The sequence below is a fragment of the Sphingomonas daechungensis genome, from assembly GCF_014489495.1.
Lineage (GTDB): Bacteria > Pseudomonadota > Alphaproteobacteria > Sphingomonadales > Sphingomonadaceae > Sphingomicrobium > Sphingomicrobium daechungense.
Genome location: NZ_CP060780.1, coordinates 2522900 through 2539241 on the forward strand (window position 1 = coordinate 2522900; position 16342 = coordinate 2539241).

Consider the following 16342-nt stretch of genomic DNA (forward strand, 5'->3'; position numbering starts at 1 on the left):
CGGCGCCGGTATCGACGCCGCCCTGATTTGTTACTTGTACCGATCCACCATCTGCGCCGGCGTCAGCGGTCCGACGACCATCGTATCGGTGTGCGAAGCGATATTCTTGCGCAACTCCAGCCCGACCTTCGGCCCCGTCGGCATACCCGCTTTCGCGGCAGCCGCTTCGATCGCGGCGTCCTGAGCGTCTGTGGTGACAGGCGAGATCATGAGATAGTCCCAGCTGTCCCCATCGGTATGGGCGTAGAGCTGGCTCGACGGTACGCCCGCCGAAACGGCAATCCGATCCTGCTGGGCCAGCCATTGCAGAAGGGCTTCCTGATGCCCTGGCGCGGCGCGATAGATGGAAATCACCGCACGCGGTGCTGACGCAGACTGGGCATAAGCAATCGACCCTGCAGCGGCTGCGCCCGCAAGTGCTGCCGCGGCATATTTCATGAATGAGTTCATTGGTTTTCCCCTGCTCTCGATGGAACGCAGGTGGGGACCACATCCAGCGCGACTCTCCCCTTCGCGCGCGACGGCGGAGTGCGCCTCTACTGCTGTTGAGTCAAACGGGCTGATCAGGCTTCGGCAAGCTGCCGTTCCACGAGACGGATCGCCTCGGCAATGGACTGTTCGATGTCGAGCCCGCTGGTATCGAGAAGCTCCGCATCCTCCGCCTGCCTGAGCGGCGCGATTTCCCGTGACGAGTCCCTCTCATCGCGAGCACGGATGTCCAGCAGCACGTCCTCATAATGACTGGGCATCCCTCGCTCGAGAAGTTCGCGGACCCGGCGCTGTGCGCGGACTTCGGGACTGGCCGTCACGAACAGCTTCGCGTCGGCATCGGGCGCGATCACCGTGCCAATATCGCGGCCATCGAGGACAGCCCCGCCATCCTGAGCGGCGAATTCGCGCTGGCGCTGGAGCAAGGCGGCGCGGACCGACGCGTAGGACGAGACCTTCGAGGCGATGCGGGACACCGGCTCGCTACGAAGCTCCTCGTCATCGGGATCGAAACGGAGGTCGCCGCAGGCCCGGAGCGCCTCGAACTCGATGGTTGGATCGCCGCCCCAGCGCCAGAGATTCAGCGCAACGGCGCGGTAAAGGAGGCCGGTGTCCATATGCGGCAGGTCGAAATGCTTCGCCAAAGCGCGGGCGATCGTGCCCTTGCCGCTGGCCGCCGGACCGTCGACCGCAATCACGAGCCCTTGCGCGGGCCGCTTCCAGTTCCGAAATTACCGTTCAAGCGAGGCGCTTTGACAGGGCGGGTAGCCTATGGCAAGGCGCCCGCCCGAACGCTGCCGCCTTGTTGCGGCTACCCGGATTTTGACTGGAGTTTGACCCACATGGTGAAGCCCGAATGGGGCACCAAGCGCACTTGCCCCAAGTGCTCGACCCGATTTTACGATCTTGGCAATGACGAGCCGGTGCACTGCATCGAGTGCGGCACGGAATGGATTCCAGAACCGGTTCTGAAGTCGAAGCAGCCGCTGCCGTTCGAGGCCGCGGAAGCCAAGCAGAAGGAACCGGCGACCGACCAGGACCTCGAGGCCGAGGATCTGGCGATCGACGAGGAAGAAGAGCCGAGCGCGGACGAGGAAGTCGATCTCGATACGGGCGACGACGACCTTGGCGTCGGCAAGGCCGGAGAAGACGAAGAGGGATAAGCGTGCCGGCGGGGATCAAATTCTCCGTTTTCAGGCGGGAAAACATCGCCTAAGGCGCGAAGGAACGGGGCCGTAGCTCAGCTGGGAGAGCGTCGCAATGGCATTGCGAAGGTCAGGGGTTCGATCCCCTCGGCTCCACCATCCTTCTGAAATCACTGGAAGATTCCTGAACGGCTCACCCTTTGGGTGGGCCGTTTTTGTGTTGCCGCTCGGGCAGCCTCTCTGTTCTTGGAGGAGGCGACGCTTCACGGGCGCCGCCTCCGTCTTTGGCATCAGGCTCGGTTAGAGCGCGTTCGAGACGTTACCGAACGTCGTGTTCAGCTTGCCGCCGACACCTTGCAGTGCGCCGATGCAGGCAACGGCGATCAAAGCAGCGATCAGGCCGTACTCGATGGCCGTCGCGCCGCGCTCGTTGCGAATCAATTTCAAAATCTTCGACATCACACTCTCCCTCCCGCTCCAGGCGAAAGAATTACTCGTTGTCACGCGCGATCATCGGATCGCACTGGCCAACTGTCCGCCAAAGTGATTGCCGAATTCCTAAGCGCACAAATGAAAACGGCGGCGTCCCGAAGGACACCGCCGTTCGTTGGTACGCTTGAAGGCTCTTAGAGAGCGTTCGAAACGTTGCCGAACGTCGTGTTCAGCTTGGTGCCGATGCCCTGCATCGCACCAATCGCCGCAACGGCGATGAGAGCTGCAATCAGGCCATATTCAATGGCCGTCGCGCCCTGCTCGTTCTTAATCAGCTTGAGAAACTTCGACATTTCCGACCTCCTAAGTCCACCCGGGATGCTGGACGCCCCGCCCGCGCAATTTACGATTGCGAAGGTCGGCTGGAGTTTAGTGCGATCAGAGTTGAGAAAGGCTTAAGCCGGCGGGTTAGCGAGCGTTAACCGCAAAAAAGAAGCGGCGGCGCCTTTCGGCACCGCCGCTCCCGTAAGTCTCAAAAGCCTTAGAGGGCGTTCGAAACGTTACCGAAAGTCGTGTTCAGCTTGGTGCCGATGCCGCGCATCGCACCAATCGCCGCAACGGCGATGAGAGCCGCAATCAGGCCATACTCGATGGCCGTTGCGCCCTTGCTGTCGTTCATCAGCTTGACGAACCGCTTGAACATTTCTGGTCTCCTGTCCTCGAAGTCGGGAGCTAGTCCCATTCCGGCCTGCAAATCCGTGCAGGTCGAGGGCCTTAATAGGAGTCGGGTGTTGAGAAATGTTTAAACGCAGAGGTGAATAAACGTTAATTATACTTGACCTACTGGAAGAGCTTCTCGATCTCCTTCAGCACCTCGCGGAGCGGTTCCACGCCCTCGCTCCATTCGTCAGGCAACGGGCTTTGCTTGTCGCGCCGAGGCTTTGCAACAGGCACCCGGAACTCGGATGGAAGCTGCGGGCCGGCGCGCCCATCGACCGCGATCGCCGAGACCATGAAGTTATGCCAGAGCTGCGCCGGCACCGTCCCCCACTGACCTTGCGGCCCAGCGGCTTGTCATCGTCGCGCCCGACCCAGACACCCACCACGAGGTTGCCCGCGAAGCCGACGAACAAGGCATCGCGATTGTCCTGGCTGGTACCGGTCTTACCAAACGTCGGCACCGAAAGCGCTGCCCGACGGCCGGTGCCGTTGTTTGCCGCCGCATAGAGGAGGTCGAGCATCGGCGCCCAGTCACGGCGCGAATCCATGCGTCCGCCGCCCTTCAGCAAGCCTGAGAAGCGCCCTTCCTGAACCTCGTCGGGCAGTCCTCGCGCGCGAATCGGATAACGGCCGCCGGCGACCGCTGCGTACGCAGAGGTAAGTTCGAGCAGGCTGACGCCGGCGGTACCGAGCGCGACGCTGGGCGAATTCGGAAGCTGCGTGGTGATCCCAGCTCCCGCGCGGCGCGCATGACGTTGGGACGGCCGATGCTTTCCGATAGGCGGACAGTCGCCGCGTTGCTCGAACGCGCGAACGCTTCGCGAAGTGTGATCGGACCGTGATAGACGCCGTCGCTATTGGCGGGCGTCCAACCGTCAATCGTGATCGGCCGGTCCTCGATGATGCTGTCGGGCGTGTAGCCGGCCCGAAGCGCGGCGAGATAGACGAACAGCTTGAAGGCCGAGCCCGGCTGGCGGCGTGACTGGGTGGCCCGGTTGAAGGGGCTTTCGGCGTAGCTCGTGCCGCCGACCATTGCCACGACACGGCCGTCGGGGCGCATCGCCACCAGCGCCGCCTGGGCGCCCGGAATGCCGGAGCGGGCGATCGTCCGAACTGCGATCCGCTGCAGGTCGGCGTCCAGAGTCGTGCGAACCTTCACCTCACCAAAGTCCGACTCGAAGGCGTCGCGGGCTTCGGGCGCAACCCAGTCGGCAAAATAGGTGCCGGTCGGAATCTTGGATGACTGATAGACCGGCCTGGCAGGCGTCGCAGCGTTCGCGCGCGCGTGGGTGATAGCGCCCGTGTCCGCCATCGCGTTCAGCACCAGCTCGCTGCGGGCCTGAGCGAGCTTCAGGTTGCGGGTCGGAGCCAGCCGCGAGGGCGCCTGAACCACCCCGGCAAGCATGGCCGACTGCGCCAGCGTCAGGTTTTCCGGTGCACGCCCAAAATAATGCTCCGACGCGGCCCGCAAGCCGTAGACGCCGTCGCCAAAGTAGACGCTCGACAAATAGCGGGAGAGGATTTCGTCCTTGGTCAGCCAGGCTTCGAGCCAGAAGGCGATGATCACCTCCTGCGCCTTCCGCTTCATGCTTCGGTTCGAAGACAGGAAGCTGGTCTTGGCGAGCTGCTGGGTGATCGTGCTGCCGCCCTGGCGAACACCGCCAGCCTGCGCGTTCGCAACCATGGCCCGGGCGATGCCGCGCGGATCGATACCCCAGTGGCTGTAGAAGCGGCGATCCTCGATTGCGACGAAGGCGGAGGGCGTGACGGCGTTGAGCTTCGTCACGTCAACGGGAGCTTCCTTGATCGCACCCCGGCGCGCGATCGGCTGTCCTTCCTGTGACACGAGCAGGATCGCCGGATCGTCGAGCGGTTCGAGCGCACGCGAGAGCGGAGCGGTGACAATTAGCCAGATCAAAGTGACGAGGGTGACGGCCGAAATCGCATAGAGCACGAGCGGCCAGCGCCGGCGCTTCGGCTTGGCCGGAACATCCGGCTGGATCTCGGGACGCGGAGCTTCGTGCGCGAAAGGATCCGGCAGGTCCTCGACGTTGGAACCTCCCCGGCTCCAGATTCCTTCGTTGTCGACCACTCTTGTTCCCGGACACCCTTCAGGTGACTTATACTAGTAAAACAGTTGGAGGCACATATCCAGAGATTTGCTGAACCGCGGCTTACGACTAAACAGCGCCGATGCGGTCGCCGGTAACTCGTCGCGCCCTTGTTGCGGCTTCGATCCTGATTGCAGCGCTGTGCGCCGCCTCTTGTCAGCGCAACGACCGGGGCGAGACAAACGTCCTGGTGATCGGCGCCCAGCCCAGGATCACTGACCCCGCTTCCGGAGCTCTGACTGAGCCGCAGGCCGTGCTGCTGGCCAATGTCGCCCAGGGCCTCGTTGCGTTCGATCCCTCCGGCCAGATCATTCCGGGGCTCGCCGAGCGCTGGAACGTGACCGACGACGGCCTCAGCTACATTTTCCGGCTGCAGACGGCGAAGTGGCCCGACGGGCGGAAGATCACGGCGCAGCAAGTCGCCCGGTTGCTTCGTCGCCAAATTTCCGCCCGAAGCAATAACGCGCTCAAGGACACGCTAGGAGCGATCGACGAGATCACGCCAATGACCGATCGCGTGATCGAGATCAGCCTGACAGCACCGCGCCCGCACCTGCTCCAGCTCCTCGCCCAGCCGGAATTCGCGATCGTCAGCGAGAACCAGGGTAGCGGGCCGTTCGCGATTTCTCCCAAGAGCAAGCCCGACGCGCTGCTGCTGCGCAGGTCCGTTACGTCACTCGACGATGACCTGACCACTCAGGAAGACGTCATCTTGGGCGGCCGTCCTGCTCCCGACGCGATCAAGGCGTTTATCGCGGGAGAGACGGAGCTGGTGCTCGGCGGCACGTTCGCCGATCTCGCCTATGCTCGAAGCGCCGATCTGCCGAAGACCGCGTTGCGCTTCGATCCGGCGATGGGCCTGTTTGGCTTGGTTCCTGCGCGCGGTTCCGGCCCGGTGGCCGACCTCGCGTTCCGCCGGCTGCTGTCCCAAGCGATCGACCGGCAGGCCTTGATCGATGCCCTGAACGTTCCCGGCCTCCTGCCGCGAGCGACGATATTGGAGCCCGGTCTTGATGGAGTGCCGAGCCCGGTGGCGCCGCCTTGGATGAGCACACCCATCGACCAGCGGCGTGCCACGCTTTCCGCGGCGGCTGAGCGAATGATCGGCCGGCTGGACGCGCCGGTCATCAGGATCGCCCTCCCCGACTCCCCGGGGCGAAAATCATGCTCAGCCGCCTGGCGAGCGACTGGGGAGCGCTCGGCATCAAAGTTGAGGATGCGGAAAAGGGAGGCCCCGCCGACTTGAGGCTGATCGACCTGGTCGCGCCGTCAAGCTCTCCGGCCTGGTACCTGCGCTCGTTCCGGTGCGGAATCGTATCCGTGTGTGATGCCGAAGCGGATGAACTTCTGAACGGCGCTCGCGCCGCGACGGTCCCGGCTCAGCGCTACGGCCTGTTCACGCAGGCTGCCCAGAGGATGGACGATCAGCAGCTATTTATCGCGCTCACGGCTCCGATCCGCTGGTCGCTCGTTTCGACGCAGATGCAAGGCTTCGCAAACAATCGCTTCGCAACCCACACTTTGGTCGGGCTCCGCCAGCGCCCGGACCGGGACCGGGGCGAGTGATCGACCCAAAGGCGTTGGTGCCCCACTTGGAAACGATCCGGCCTCCGTTCGCCAGCGGGTCGAGTCGCTGGAAAAGATCATGGAGCGGATGATCGTAATCCCCGGCCTCAGACAGGGTGTCGGGCTCGACGTGATTCTCGACCTCGTGCCGTTTGCCGGCAGCACTGCGGCCGCTGCGCTCGGAGCCTATGTCGCGTGGGAGGCCCGCAACCTCAAAATGTCCAAGTGGGACATGACCCGGATGGCCGGCAACGTCGGGATCGACTGGCTCCTCGGCCTGATTCCTTTTTTCGGCGCGATCCCGGATTTCTTCTTCCGTTCCAATTCGCGGAACCTTCGAATCATCAAGAAGCATCTTGACCGGCATCACCCGGCGAGCGCTACCGTTGAAAGCACGACGGCGCCGAACCCCTCCTCCTGAGCCGCGGCATTTGTGCTATGAGCTGTCCCTCTTGCGGGGGCAGGCACATGACCAAAGACCAGAAGACAGTTGCGGTCGGGGCAGCATCCGGAATCGCAGGCATGATCCTGCTGGCCTGGGCGATTGCCACCTATTTCCCGACACCGCAGGTCGTCGATAATAACGGAGACCGCCTAGCCTATGCGTTTCGCTGGTCGGTGGTGGCGATCCTGCCATTGTTCGTGATGCTGGTCGCGGTCGGCAACGAGCGCTTTCTGAGCGAGGCCATCGATCCGACGCTCGGCAAGGAAAGCCAAAAGATGGTCGTCAACGGCCGCGTCGCGGACAATACGCTGCAACAGTTCGTGTGTTTCCTCGTCGGGATCGGGGCACTGTCGGTGAGCCTGCCGATCGAGCGGATCAGCTTCGTGCCCGCCGTCGCCATCACGTTCGTCGTCTGCCGCACGATCTTCTGGATCGGCTACCGTATCCATCCGCTCTATCGAGCGCCCGGATTCTCTTCGACCGCCTACATGAATGCGTTCATGTACCTCGCCGTCCTGTGGATGCGGCTGACCTAATCGCCGCTGATCCTGGGGTCGATGATCGGCTTGCCGACGTCGCCCTGCCCCACTGTTCGTCCTGCCATGTCCAGCATGCGGTCGAGGGGAATGCGGGCGCGGTCCATGATTTCCGGCGACAGCTCGATCCGCGGCTCGAGGTCGCGCAAGGCGACGTAGAGCTTTTCGAGCGTGTTAAGAGCCATGTACGGGCACATGTTGCAGTTGCAGTTCCCGTCGCCGCCGGGGACGCCGATGAAGGTCTTCTGCGGCGCCGCCTTTTCCATCTGGTGGATGATGTGCGGCTCGGTCGCGACAAGAATGGTCTGCGCCGGTGAGCTTAGCGCGAAGTCGAGGATCGCCTTGGTCGATCCGACGAGGTCCGCATGGTCGACGATGTGCGGCGGGCATTCCGGGTGGGCGGCAACCGGTGCATCCGGATATTCGGCCTTGAGCTTCAGAAGCTCGGTTTCGCTGAACGCCTGGTGGACGATGCACACGCCCGGCCAAAGCAACATCTCGCGGTCGAACTTACGGGCGAGATAGCCGCCGAGGTGCCGGTCGGGACCGAAGATGATCTTCTGGTCCTTCGGGATCTGGTCGAGGATCACAGCGGCCGAGGAGCTGGTGACGATGATGTCGCTGAGCGCTTTCACCGCCGCCGAGCAGTTGATGTAGGTCAGCGCGATATGATCGGGATGCGCTGCCCGGAATGCGGCGAACTGGTCCGGCGGGCAGCTGTCTTCGAGGCTGCAGCCGGCATCCATATCGGGGAGGATGACTGTCTTCTGGGGCGACAGGATCTTCGCCGTTTCCGCCATGAAACGCACGCCGCAGAACGCGATCACGTCGGCGTCCGTCGCGGCGGCCTTGCGGGACAAGTCGAGGCTATCGCCGACGAAATCGGCGAGGTCCTGGATTTCCGGCTTCTGATAATAATGGGCGAGAATGACGGCGTTGCGCTCGCGCTTCAGCCGCTCGATTTCGGAGAGAAGATCGAGCCCCTTCAGGCTAGGCGATTGTACCGTCATCTATTTCCCCTGAGCCCGCCTTTGCTGAGCCTCTGAAATCGCTTCGTTATATGGTGTGGACGTGTCGAGATAGGAAGGATCGTCGGCGCCTTCTTCGAACGCGAATTTCGCAACGACCTTGGCATTGTCGAAGCCTGCCGCCTTCAAGGGCATGGAGAAGCTTCTCTCGATCGCCTGGCGCGCCGAGTCCCGGGCTAGCCGCATCGGCAGTTCCGCCTGCGCCTGCTTGCGAAGGTCAGCCACCGCCCGCGCTCGATTGGCCGAATCAAGCTCGGTCTCCGCGTTGGTGAGCGTCGCCAGGACGCCACCCGAACCATACTCCCGTGCGGCGTTCAGATCGACTTCCGGACCCGCAATCTCGACGTCGGGGATGCGTACGCTCAAAGTCTGCGATCCAGCGTCCCAGCGCACGTCTTCCGGTTCCAGCTTGGACAGGTCGACCTCGTAGCGGACGTTGCCGGGTAGGATCAGGGTGCGTTCGGTGCTGACCAGCCCGCCGAGCCGCTCCTGCTCGCTGCTGACAACCGAAACATAGCGGGCGACGAAGGTGATCAGCCGATTCTGGGCCCGCATGGACTCGAGGCTCGATGTCGCGATGGTCTTGGCGTTCGGCCCGCCGAAAATGCGGTCGGCAATCCCGGACGTCACGCCGAGCAGGACGCCGAGCACGAGCGCGACAATGATGGCGGCAATGGCCAGGGGCTTGTTCAGGCGGCTTTCGACCATGTCTCTCCTTCCCGAACAACGAGCGCACGTTTCTCGAGGTCCACGAGATGCGCGAGCACCGATCCTCCCGCCGCCGCGACGAGCCTCGAATCCAGCCCGGGATAAGCGTTGGCGACGATATCGGGAACGTCGCGCGGCTGCTCCGCGACCAGGCGCAGGATCTGGTTCTCCCGCTGCATCCGGTGGATCATCAGGCTCCGCACGTAACGCTGCGGGTTCGGCACTGGCGGCCCGTGCGCAGGATAGAATACGCGATCGTGACGCTGCCGAAGCTTGTCGAGGCTGGCCATGTAGGCGGCCATGTCGCCGTCGGGCGGAACGACGACGGTGGTCGACCAACCCATGACATGGTCACCGGTGAGCAGCGCATCGCCGACAGCGAAGCAGAGATGGTTCGAAGTATGGCCAGGCGTCGCCACCGCCGTGACAGCCCGGCCATCGACCTCGATCGCCTCACCGTCTTCGAGCACGCGGTGGGGCGAATAGTCGCCGTCGAATGCCGCGTCGGCCCGAGGTCCCACGCTTTCGAGGGCCAGCGGCGCGCAGCCGACGATCAGGGCTCCTGTCGCGTCCGCCAAGGGCCGTGCGGCGGGGCTGTGGTCGCGATGGGTGTGCGTGCACATGATCGCTGCGATCCGACGATCGCCGATCGCCCGTAACAATGCCTCGATGTGCTCGGGCAAGTCGGGACCAGGGTCGACGACCGCGACTTCCTCTTCGCCGATCAGATAGGTTTGCGTCCCGTAATAGGTGAACGCGGAGGGATTATGCGCGAGCACCCTGGCAATACCGGGCTCGAGCGCTTCGAGCAGTTCGTAGGGCGCGTCCACGCTCATTGCTGTGCCATGGAGTGGGTCGGCGCGTCGAGTGTCTGACGTTGTCGGCTTATTCCGCAGGGACGGCGAGCGGAGCGGCCATGGGCGCCGCTTCGACGACCCGGCGAGTTCGCGCCGCGAATGCCTTGCGGTAGATCGGGCCGAACAGGGTCTCCATGCTGCGGTCCCAGCTGTACTGATGCGCTTCGACCTGAGCGATCTCGCTCATTCGGCGCCGGTCCGATTGCCAGACGGCAAGGATATTGGCCGCCATTGCATCGGAATCGTCGACCGGGCCGAGCCGGCCAATCGCATCGTTGACGCGGTCGACCATCGCGCCGGCCGCGACGCCCACCACCGGCAGGCCGGAGGCTTGCGCCTCGACGATGGACACGCCGAATGTCTCGTCCGCCATTCCCGAGACGTAGATGTCGGCGCTTGCCAGCCACAGCGCCAGCTCGCGGCGGTCGCGCACAAAGCCTGGCGCATGAATGCGCGGGTCGCCGAGCGCCGCAATCTCATCCCGCAGCGGCCCTTCGCCGAGCAATACCAGCCGAGCGCCAAGGGATTCCGGGAGCTTGCGGAAAGCTTCGACAACGATCTGCGGCTTTTTCTCGAGATCGAGACGGCCAACGTAGATCAGCAAGGGCTTGCCGTCTTCGGCGCCAACCAATTGCCGCCGTCGCTCTTCGCGTAAGGCTGGTCCGAAGTCGCCCAGTTCCACCCCAAGCGGGACGATACCGATGTCATCGACACCATACGACCGCAGCTTTGCCGCGCCGCCATTCTCGCTCAGCGCGAAAACGGCATCGAACCGGCGATATAGCTGTCCGCAGTACCGGTAGCATATGCGACCGGCGACGCCCGCCAGGGTGCTGCCGATCACCTTCGAGAAGGGCCGTTCGGCGTAGACCGTCGGGAAATCGGTGAAATAGCCGCCAACCAGCGCCGTATCCGGGAATTTCCGGCGGTGGGCGATCGCCGCCCACGGGAGATTGTAACTGTCCTGGCACTCGATCAGGTCGGGCCTGAACTGCTCCATGATGCGGCGTACGGCGCCGTTCCGGAGCATCAGCCGGTAATTCGGGCTTCCCGGTACGCGCGGCGAGCGAACGGTCGCGGTGATCGCGCGTCCTTCGACCGTAACGTTGTCCTCCGCACCGGGAACGATCAACAAATGCCGGTGCGGCGTCCGGCCCAGGATGTGGTTGCGCTTGTGACGGAGGTACGTTCCGACGCCGCCGCCGACTTCCGACCAGCTCTGCGTCACGTCGCAAATCAGCCTTTCGACCGCCATCGGACTGGTCATTTCAGGATCGTCGCGGCTCATCGAGCATCCCAACACAATGCAAGCGACAAAGTGCCGACGGCCGTAGTGCGGCAAATCTGTCGGCTCTTTTTACACATTGCGCTGACCGCTTCTCGCTCGATTTCTCAAAATTGGCTATTTTCTGCCGTTTATTTGAATTGGCACGGCGATTGCTACTATTACCGTGTCCACTTGGTCCCACGCCAACGAAAGGGACGGTGCAGCGGTTATTCTGGTCCCGCTCACCGTCCCTTTTTGTTTCTACAAACTACTGAGCCTCGGCACCGACAAGCTGCTGCAGCTCGCCGCTCTTGAACATCTCCATCATGATGTCCGAACCGCCGACGAACTCGCCCTTCACGTAGAGCTGCGGAATTGTCGGCCAATCCGAATATTCCTTGATGCCTTGACGGATCTCCTGATCCTGGAGGACGTCGACGCTTTCGAACGGAACACCCAGGTGCTCCAGGATGCTCACGGCCCGGCTCGAAAAGCCGCACTGCGGGAAGAGGGGCGTGCCCTTCATGAACAGCACGACCTCGTTGGCCTTGACGATGTCGCCGATGCGGCTGTTGGCATCGCTCATATCAATTCTCCTTATCGCGCAGCGGTTTCGAGCTGCAGCGCATGCAATTCCCCGCCCATCCGGCCACCCAGCGCAGCGTAGACGCGCTGGTGCTGCCTGACGCGCGGCATCCCTTCGAATGTGGGGCTGATGACCCGTGCTGCATAGTGGTCGCCGTCACCGGCGAGATCGGTGATCGTAACCTCGGCGTCGGGAATCGCCTCACGGATGAGCCGCTCGATCTCCATTGCGGCCATCGGCACGATCAGCCTCCCTGGGCGTCGATCAGCTGGCGGCGGGCCTCGAACGACTTCAGCTGAAGCGTCTGGCGGATCTCGTCGTCGCTGGTTTCGATGCCGGCCGCCGTCAGGTCGCCGAGGATCTTGCGGATGACGTCCTCGTCGCCCGCTTCCTCGAAGTCGGCCCGGATTACGTCCTTTGCGTATGACTCCGCTTCTGCCTCGGTCAGGCCCATCTTGCCGGCAGCCCATTCGCCCAGCAGCCGGTTACGGCGGGCGACCAGGCGGAACTTCATTTCTTCATCGTGCGCGAATTTCGTTTCGAAGGCGCGCTCACGGTCGTCGAAAGTGCTCACTCAACGTCCTTTGCTTGTTCGCCCGCGAAATAGGGCGGTCGGGGCGGCGTGGCAACGGCACGAAAAATGCCGCCGGCGCAGGGTAGCACCGGCGGCACGACTTGCCCGAGGAAGGAACGTCAGGCGAGTTGAACGAGGCGGCCCTGCGTCGAACGCTTGCGGCGCATGGCGAAACCGACTGCGCCAAAGCCCATGAGCATCATCGCCCAGGTTGCAGGCTCCGGAACGGAATTCGAAATCAACGTGAACGTGCCGCGCACATTCGCGCTGCCGGGCGTGGCGAAGGTTGCGTCGCTGAGAAGCAGCGAGAAAGAACCGCCGTTGCCGAAGCTGAAGATCGTCGGCGTGTCAGACCAGTTCACCGTGCCGCAGCCGCCGGCGAAGAGACCGCAGCCACCGAACAGACCGGTGATGAAGCCTGTCGTCGATCCCGTAACGAGGCCGCCATTGGCGTCCGCCGGGTTCAGGAACGAGAAGTCCACCGAGATCTGACGCGGAGTGGTGTCCTCGAACAGGTTCACCGCTGTCTCCGGCGTTCCGATCGTCAGGACGTTGGCAGTGAACGTCGAACCGACGTTGGCGAGCGTGAACGGACCGTAAGACAGGCCAGAGCCAGAGACCAAGAGACCGTTCGGGCCGGAATAACCGTTGACCGTCGTCCCCGCCGGATCGCCCTCGATCGTGACGCTGGCCGCTGCCGGTGTGGAAGCGAGGGTGACTGCGGCGAGCGTCGCCGCGGCAAGCAAATAACGATTCATAACTGTCCCCAAATTACGCGGGGCGGACAATCCGCCACAGCACTCGCGGTAAACTTTCGTTAACCAAGCAAGTCAGCTTGTCCAGTGAATTTTGTCAAAACGGCTTGTCACTTTTTGGGACTCGGAAGTCCGTTTCGGACCGGCTTCAGTCGATCCTGACGACAAGCTTCCCGATAACCCTTCGCTCGGCGATGGCGCGGATCGCGTCCCCGGCCCGCTCGAGCGTGTAGGTGTCGCTGATCTTCGGCGAGATCATCCCCTGCCGCCACAGCTTGAACAGCGATTCGACATGAGCCGCATTGGCCTTGGGATCGCGCGCCGCGAAGGCGCCCCAGAATACGCCGCAGACGTCGCAGCTCTTGAGCAAGGTAAGATTGAGCGGAAGCCGCGCAATGCCCGCGGGAAAGCCGACGACGAGGAAGCGACCCTCCCAGGCGATACTGCGCAACGCGGCCTCGGTGTAATCGCCTCCCACCGGATCGTAGATGACATCCGCGCCAGCCGGACCAACCGCATCCTTGAACAATTGTGCGAGCGCCTTTTGCCCCTCGCGGTCGAATGGTCCCTGCGAATAGACAATCGCTTCGTCTGCACCAGCGTCGAGCGCCGCCTTCGCCTTCTCCTCCGAAGAGACGGCGGCGATGACACGCGCCTCGAACGCCTTGCCGAGCTCAACCGCAGCCAGCCCGACACCACCCGCGGCGCCGAGCACAAGCATCGTCTGGCCCGCCTGAAGTTTGCCGCGGTCGACCACGGCATGAATCGACGTCGCGTACGTCAACAAGAGAGCCGCGCCCTCTTCGAAGCTGCGTTCCTCGGGCAGCCGGAAAGCCGAGCGGGCCGGAATGACGACCTTTTCGGCAAGCGCGCCGAATCCGGTCACCGCGATAATCCGGTCGCCGACGCTCCAGCCTTCGACGCCTTCTCCCAATGCCTCGACTTCTCCGGACAATTCGCCGCCCGGCGCGAACGGTCGGGGCGGCTTCAGTTGGTACTTGTCCTCGATGATCAGCACGTCCGGGAAGTTGATAGCCGCCGCACGGACGCGAACGAGCAGTTCACCGGGACCGGGCTGCGGATCCGGCAGCTCGGACAGGCGAAGCGTTTCCGGACCGCCGGTCTCATGACTGAGAAGCGCTTTCATCGGCGATCAATCTCCCGGGCTTGAGCAGGCGGGGCCGTCAGGATTCGTCCAGCAGGCCGCGCCGGTGATAACGTCCTTCTCGGCCGGTATCGCGAGATCCTCTTCAGCGAAGATCCATTCGAAGGTGAGCTGGCCCTTTGCGGTCGAATAGATGAACGGGTCACTCGCTCCGCTGGCGCTGGAGATGCTGATACGCTCGATGCCGCGAGCAGCGGCGGATTTTACCGCGCCGCTCTGGCAGGCGGCGTTGATCGCGGCCTTGATTTGCCCTTCCGCCTTGCTCCGGAAGGCTTCGAGCTCTGTCGCGCCAAAGCTCTTGCCGGCACCGTTGCTGGCGAAGCTCTCGGCATTCAGTACAACCGCCCAGTGGTCGGCGCATCCACCCTGCCCGGCCGCTGACGCAAGCACCGAAGCGAAGAGCATGGCTCCGATCATTTGGCCGCCGCCGGGAACGCCGGGAGTAGCGGAATGTCGCGCGGTTCGTGCTGGATGATGACCTTCGCCCCGGCCTCCTTCGCCAGCTTCTCGAACGCATCCATCGACTGGAGCGTCTGCTCGCGGCTGGTGTTGAACGGCGGGACGCCGCGCTTCTCGCGCGCCTCGCGTGAATGATAGAGGTCGCCCGTCAGGAGCACCGGCCCGGACGCCAGCTTCACCAGTAGGGCCATATGGTCAGGCGTGTGGCCCGGCAGATGCAGGGCCATCACGCTTCCATCGCCGAAAACATCGACGTCGCCCTCGGCGCTATGCACCTTGGCGACTTCCTTGCGCCACGGACCGAAGGGATCGTCCTTGCCCTTCGTTTGCTCAAAATCCTTGGTGCCGATGAGGAGCTCGGCGTTCGGGAATTCCGCCGCCTGGCCGGTGTGGTCTGCGTGCATGTGACTGATGCCGACGATATCGACGTCGGATGGCTTCAGGCCGATCTGCTCTAGTTGCTCGGGAATCGTCTTGTCCTGCTTGACCGAAAGTTCGCCGAGATCCTTGTCCTGGCCCTTCCAGGCGGCTGGAAAGCCAGTGTCCCACAAAAGCACCTGGTCGCCGTGGCGGATCACGTAGCAGCTGTCGGTGATGACTCGAGGACCGGGCTCGTAAAGGCCGGGCTTGTCCGAAAAGAACTTGTCGAAATTCTTGATCGTAGGCGTGCCGCAATCGAGACGAACCAGCGACAGCCCTGCGGCTTGCTGGGCCGGAGCGGGCTGGTTTGCCATTGCGGTCTCATCGTTCGCCGACGGGGCCGATGTCCCACAGGCGGAGGCTGCGATTGCCGCTGAACCGAGCAGACCGAGGATCAAGCTTCGCATCTTCGCTCCCATTCGCTGACTAGGGATTGGTGTCTTCAAACCAGACGCGCCGACCGGGGAAGTCAATGACCATCCGGGTCCGGTCGAGCCAATCCAGGCCGAGGATGATTGCCGCCCTGTCGTCGACGCCGAACGCTGCGAACACTGGCAGGTCCGCCACGAGGACAGGTGCTTCGGCCAGCCGACGATCGCCAAGCTGAATGTCCGCGACCCGCGTCGTCCCCGTTTCCACGGTCACATTGGTCGCACCGTGGATGGTGTCACCCTTGTTCAGTTTCGCCGGATCGAGGCCAAGCTCCCGCCCAAGGGCCCAATTGATCCGCGTCTTTCGCGCACCCGTATCGATGACTGCCGTGGCTTTAACGGTTCCAATCGTCACCGGCACGGTCAGGAGATTGCCGGTCGTCGGCTTAGCTTCGATCGGTTTGCTTCTGAGGTCACGCGGGAGGGTCGAGGGAGCAAGCAGGACGATCCGCTTGTTCGGCAAGTCGAAATCGACCGTGCGATCCCCGAAGACGTCGAGACCGACGATTCCCGCCAGCTTCACGCCATCCGCGCGCGGCTCGAGGCGCACCGCTTTGAGCGCGTCCTTCCGAACGCCATCGAGCGAGATGCTGCCGAGCTCGACCAATGGAAGGTCGTCCGCGCCTGTTTGTCCTTGCAGCTTTTCGC

The 16342-nt window shown here is 63.3% G+C and carries 24 protein-coding genes and 1 tRNA gene; 6 read left to right on the forward strand and 19 right to left on the reverse strand.

From position 1 onward, the window contains the following. Positions 1 to 30: 30 nt before the first annotated feature. Entirely contained in the window at positions 31 to 450 is a 420-nt protein-coding gene (locus H9L15_RS13725; RefSeq protein WP_187714450.1) for a hypothetical protein, read from the reverse strand. Positions 451 to 563: 113 nt separating this feature from the next. Then, on the reverse strand, positions 564 to 1187 hold the full coding sequence (gene cmk / locus H9L15_RS13730) for a (d)CMP kinase (RefSeq protein ID WP_187714451.1): 624 nt from the start codon (positions 1185 to 1187) through the stop codon (positions 564 to 566). A 144-nt stretch (positions 1188 to 1331) separates the two neighbouring features. On the opposite strand from cmk, the gene H9L15_RS13735 reads away from it, so the two are divergent. Beyond that, a complete protein-coding gene (locus H9L15_RS13735; protein WP_187714452.1) occupies positions 1332 to 1652 on the forward strand; it encodes a TIGR02300 family protein in 321 nt (106 codons plus the stop codon). A 66-nt stretch (positions 1653 to 1718) separates the two neighbouring features. Then, a tRNA-Ala gene (locus tag H9L15_RS13740) sits at positions 1719 to 1793 on the forward strand. A 141-nt stretch (positions 1794 to 1934) separates the two neighbouring features. Here H9L15_RS13740 and H9L15_RS13745 read toward each other — a convergent pair. The 5 genes from H9L15_RS13745 to H9L15_RS13760 all read right to left on the reverse strand — a co-directional run bounded on the left by H9L15_RS13745 (position 1935) and on the right by H9L15_RS13760 (position 4878). Further along, a complete protein-coding gene (locus H9L15_RS13745; protein WP_187714453.1) occupies positions 1935 to 2093 on the reverse strand; it encodes a Flp family type IVb pilin in 159 nt (52 codons plus the stop codon). 167 nt (positions 2094 to 2260) lie between these two features. Then, the gene (locus tag H9L15_RS13750; protein ID WP_187714454.1) at positions 2261 to 2419 is read right to left on the reverse strand and encodes a Flp family type IVb pilin; all 159 of its coding nucleotides are present in this window, start codon (positions 2417 to 2419) and stop codon (positions 2261 to 2263) included. Between the two features lie 188 nt (positions 2420 to 2607). After that, positions 2608 to 2769: a Flp family type IVb pilin gene (locus tag H9L15_RS13755; RefSeq protein WP_187709216.1), complete on the reverse strand. Its 162-nt coding sequence runs from the start codon at positions 2767 to 2769 to the stop codon at positions 2608 to 2610. Positions 2770 to 2932: 163 nt separating this feature from the next. Continuing rightward, the gene (locus H9L15_RS18050; protein ID WP_223276284.1) at positions 2933 to 3334 is read right to left on the reverse strand and encodes a hypothetical protein; all 402 of its coding nucleotides are present in this window, start codon (positions 3332 to 3334) and stop codon (positions 2933 to 2935) included. 14 nt (positions 3335 to 3348) lie between these two features. Further along, positions 3349 to 4878, reverse strand: coding sequence for a transglycosylase domain-containing protein (locus tag H9L15_RS13760; RefSeq protein ID WP_223276286.1), 1530 nt, complete (start codon positions 4876 to 4878; stop codon positions 3349 to 3351). A 101-nt stretch (positions 4879 to 4979) separates the two neighbouring features. Between H9L15_RS13760 and H9L15_RS13765 the strand changes: the two genes are divergently transcribed. The 4 genes from H9L15_RS13765 (at position 4980) to H9L15_RS13780 (ending at position 7444) form a co-directional block, all read left to right on the forward strand. Further along, positions 4980 to 6143, forward strand: coding sequence for an ABC transporter substrate-binding protein (locus H9L15_RS13765; protein ID WP_187714455.1), 1164 nt, complete (start codon positions 4980 to 4982; stop codon positions 6141 to 6143). Then, on the forward strand, positions 6140 to 6463 hold the full coding sequence (locus H9L15_RS13770) for a periplasmic substrate-binding domain-containing protein (RefSeq protein ID WP_187714456.1): 324 nt from the start codon (positions 6140 to 6142) through the stop codon (positions 6461 to 6463). Before H9L15_RS13765 ends, H9L15_RS13770 begins: the two co-directional genes overlap by 4 nt. A gap of 79 nt (positions 6464 to 6542) precedes the next feature. After that, positions 6543 to 6884: a DUF4112 domain-containing protein gene (locus H9L15_RS13775; protein ID WP_398286265.1), complete on the forward strand. Its 342-nt coding sequence runs from the start codon at positions 6543 to 6545 to the stop codon at positions 6882 to 6884. Between the two features lie 47 nt (positions 6885 to 6931). Then, positions 6932 to 7444, forward strand: a complete 513-nt coding sequence (locus H9L15_RS13780) for an MAPEG family protein (protein ID WP_187714457.1) — start codon at positions 6932 to 6934, stop codon at positions 7442 to 7444. Here H9L15_RS13780 and nadA read toward each other — a convergent pair. The 12 genes from nadA to H9L15_RS13840 all read right to left on the reverse strand — a co-directional run bounded on the left by nadA (position 7441) and on the right by H9L15_RS13840 (position 16301). After that, positions 7441 to 8454 (reverse strand): quinolinate synthase NadA, encoded by a 1014-nt coding sequence (nadA, locus tag H9L15_RS13785; RefSeq protein ID WP_187714458.1) that lies wholly within the window; start codon positions 8452 to 8454, stop codon positions 7441 to 7443. The two genes, H9L15_RS13780 and nadA, sit on opposite strands and share 4 nt — an antisense overlap. Continuing rightward, positions 8455 to 9180, reverse strand: coding sequence for a DUF4230 domain-containing protein (locus tag H9L15_RS13790; RefSeq protein ID WP_187714459.1), 726 nt, complete (start codon positions 9178 to 9180; stop codon positions 8455 to 8457). Continuing rightward, positions 9162 to 10016 (reverse strand): MBL fold metallo-hydrolase, encoded by an 855-nt coding sequence (locus tag H9L15_RS13795; protein WP_187714460.1) that lies wholly within the window; start codon positions 10014 to 10016, stop codon positions 9162 to 9164. Before H9L15_RS13795 ends, H9L15_RS13790 begins: the two co-directional genes overlap by 19 nt. Before the next feature lie 49 nt (positions 10017 to 10065). Beyond that, positions 10066 to 11325, reverse strand: coding sequence for a glycosyltransferase (locus H9L15_RS13800; RefSeq protein ID WP_187714461.1), 1260 nt, complete (start codon positions 11323 to 11325; stop codon positions 10066 to 10068). A 247-nt stretch (positions 11326 to 11572) separates the two neighbouring features. Further along, positions 11573 to 11890, reverse strand: coding sequence for a Grx4 family monothiol glutaredoxin (grxD, locus tag H9L15_RS13805; protein WP_187714462.1), 318 nt, complete (start codon positions 11888 to 11890; stop codon positions 11573 to 11575). Positions 11891 to 11901: 11 nt separating this feature from the next. After that, the gene (locus H9L15_RS13810) at positions 11902 to 12132 is read right to left on the reverse strand and encodes a BolA family protein (protein WP_187714463.1); all 231 of its coding nucleotides are present in this window, start codon (positions 12130 to 12132) and stop codon (positions 11902 to 11904) included. A 2-nt stretch (positions 12133 to 12134) separates the two neighbouring features. Then, entirely contained in the window at positions 12135 to 12464 is a 330-nt protein-coding gene (locus H9L15_RS13815) for a DUF1476 domain-containing protein (protein WP_187714464.1), read from the reverse strand. Between the two features lie 119 nt (positions 12465 to 12583). Beyond that, positions 12584 to 13222: a PEPxxWA-CTERM sorting domain-containing protein gene (locus H9L15_RS13820; protein WP_187714465.1), complete on the reverse strand. Its 639-nt coding sequence runs from the start codon at positions 13220 to 13222 to the stop codon at positions 12584 to 12586. A gap of 145 nt (positions 13223 to 13367) precedes the next feature. Further along, the gene (locus H9L15_RS13825) at positions 13368 to 14366 is read right to left on the reverse strand and encodes an NADPH:quinone oxidoreductase family protein (RefSeq protein ID WP_187714466.1); all 999 of its coding nucleotides are present in this window, start codon (positions 14364 to 14366) and stop codon (positions 13368 to 13370) included. 6 nt (positions 14367 to 14372) lie between these two features. Continuing rightward, positions 14373 to 14801, reverse strand: a complete 429-nt coding sequence (locus tag H9L15_RS13830) for a hypothetical protein (protein ID WP_187714467.1) — start codon at positions 14799 to 14801, stop codon at positions 14373 to 14375. Further along, the gene (locus H9L15_RS13835) at positions 14798 to 15670 is read right to left on the reverse strand and encodes an N-acyl homoserine lactonase family protein (RefSeq protein WP_223276287.1); all 873 of its coding nucleotides are present in this window, start codon (positions 15668 to 15670) and stop codon (positions 14798 to 14800) included. The genes H9L15_RS13830 and H9L15_RS13835 overlap by 4 nt, the downstream gene beginning before the upstream one ends. A gap of 19 nt (positions 15671 to 15689) precedes the next feature. Then, a complete protein-coding gene (locus H9L15_RS13840; protein WP_187714468.1) occupies positions 15690 to 16301 on the reverse strand; it encodes a retropepsin-like aspartic protease in 612 nt (203 codons plus the stop codon). Positions 16302 to 16342: the final 41 nt, after the last annotated feature.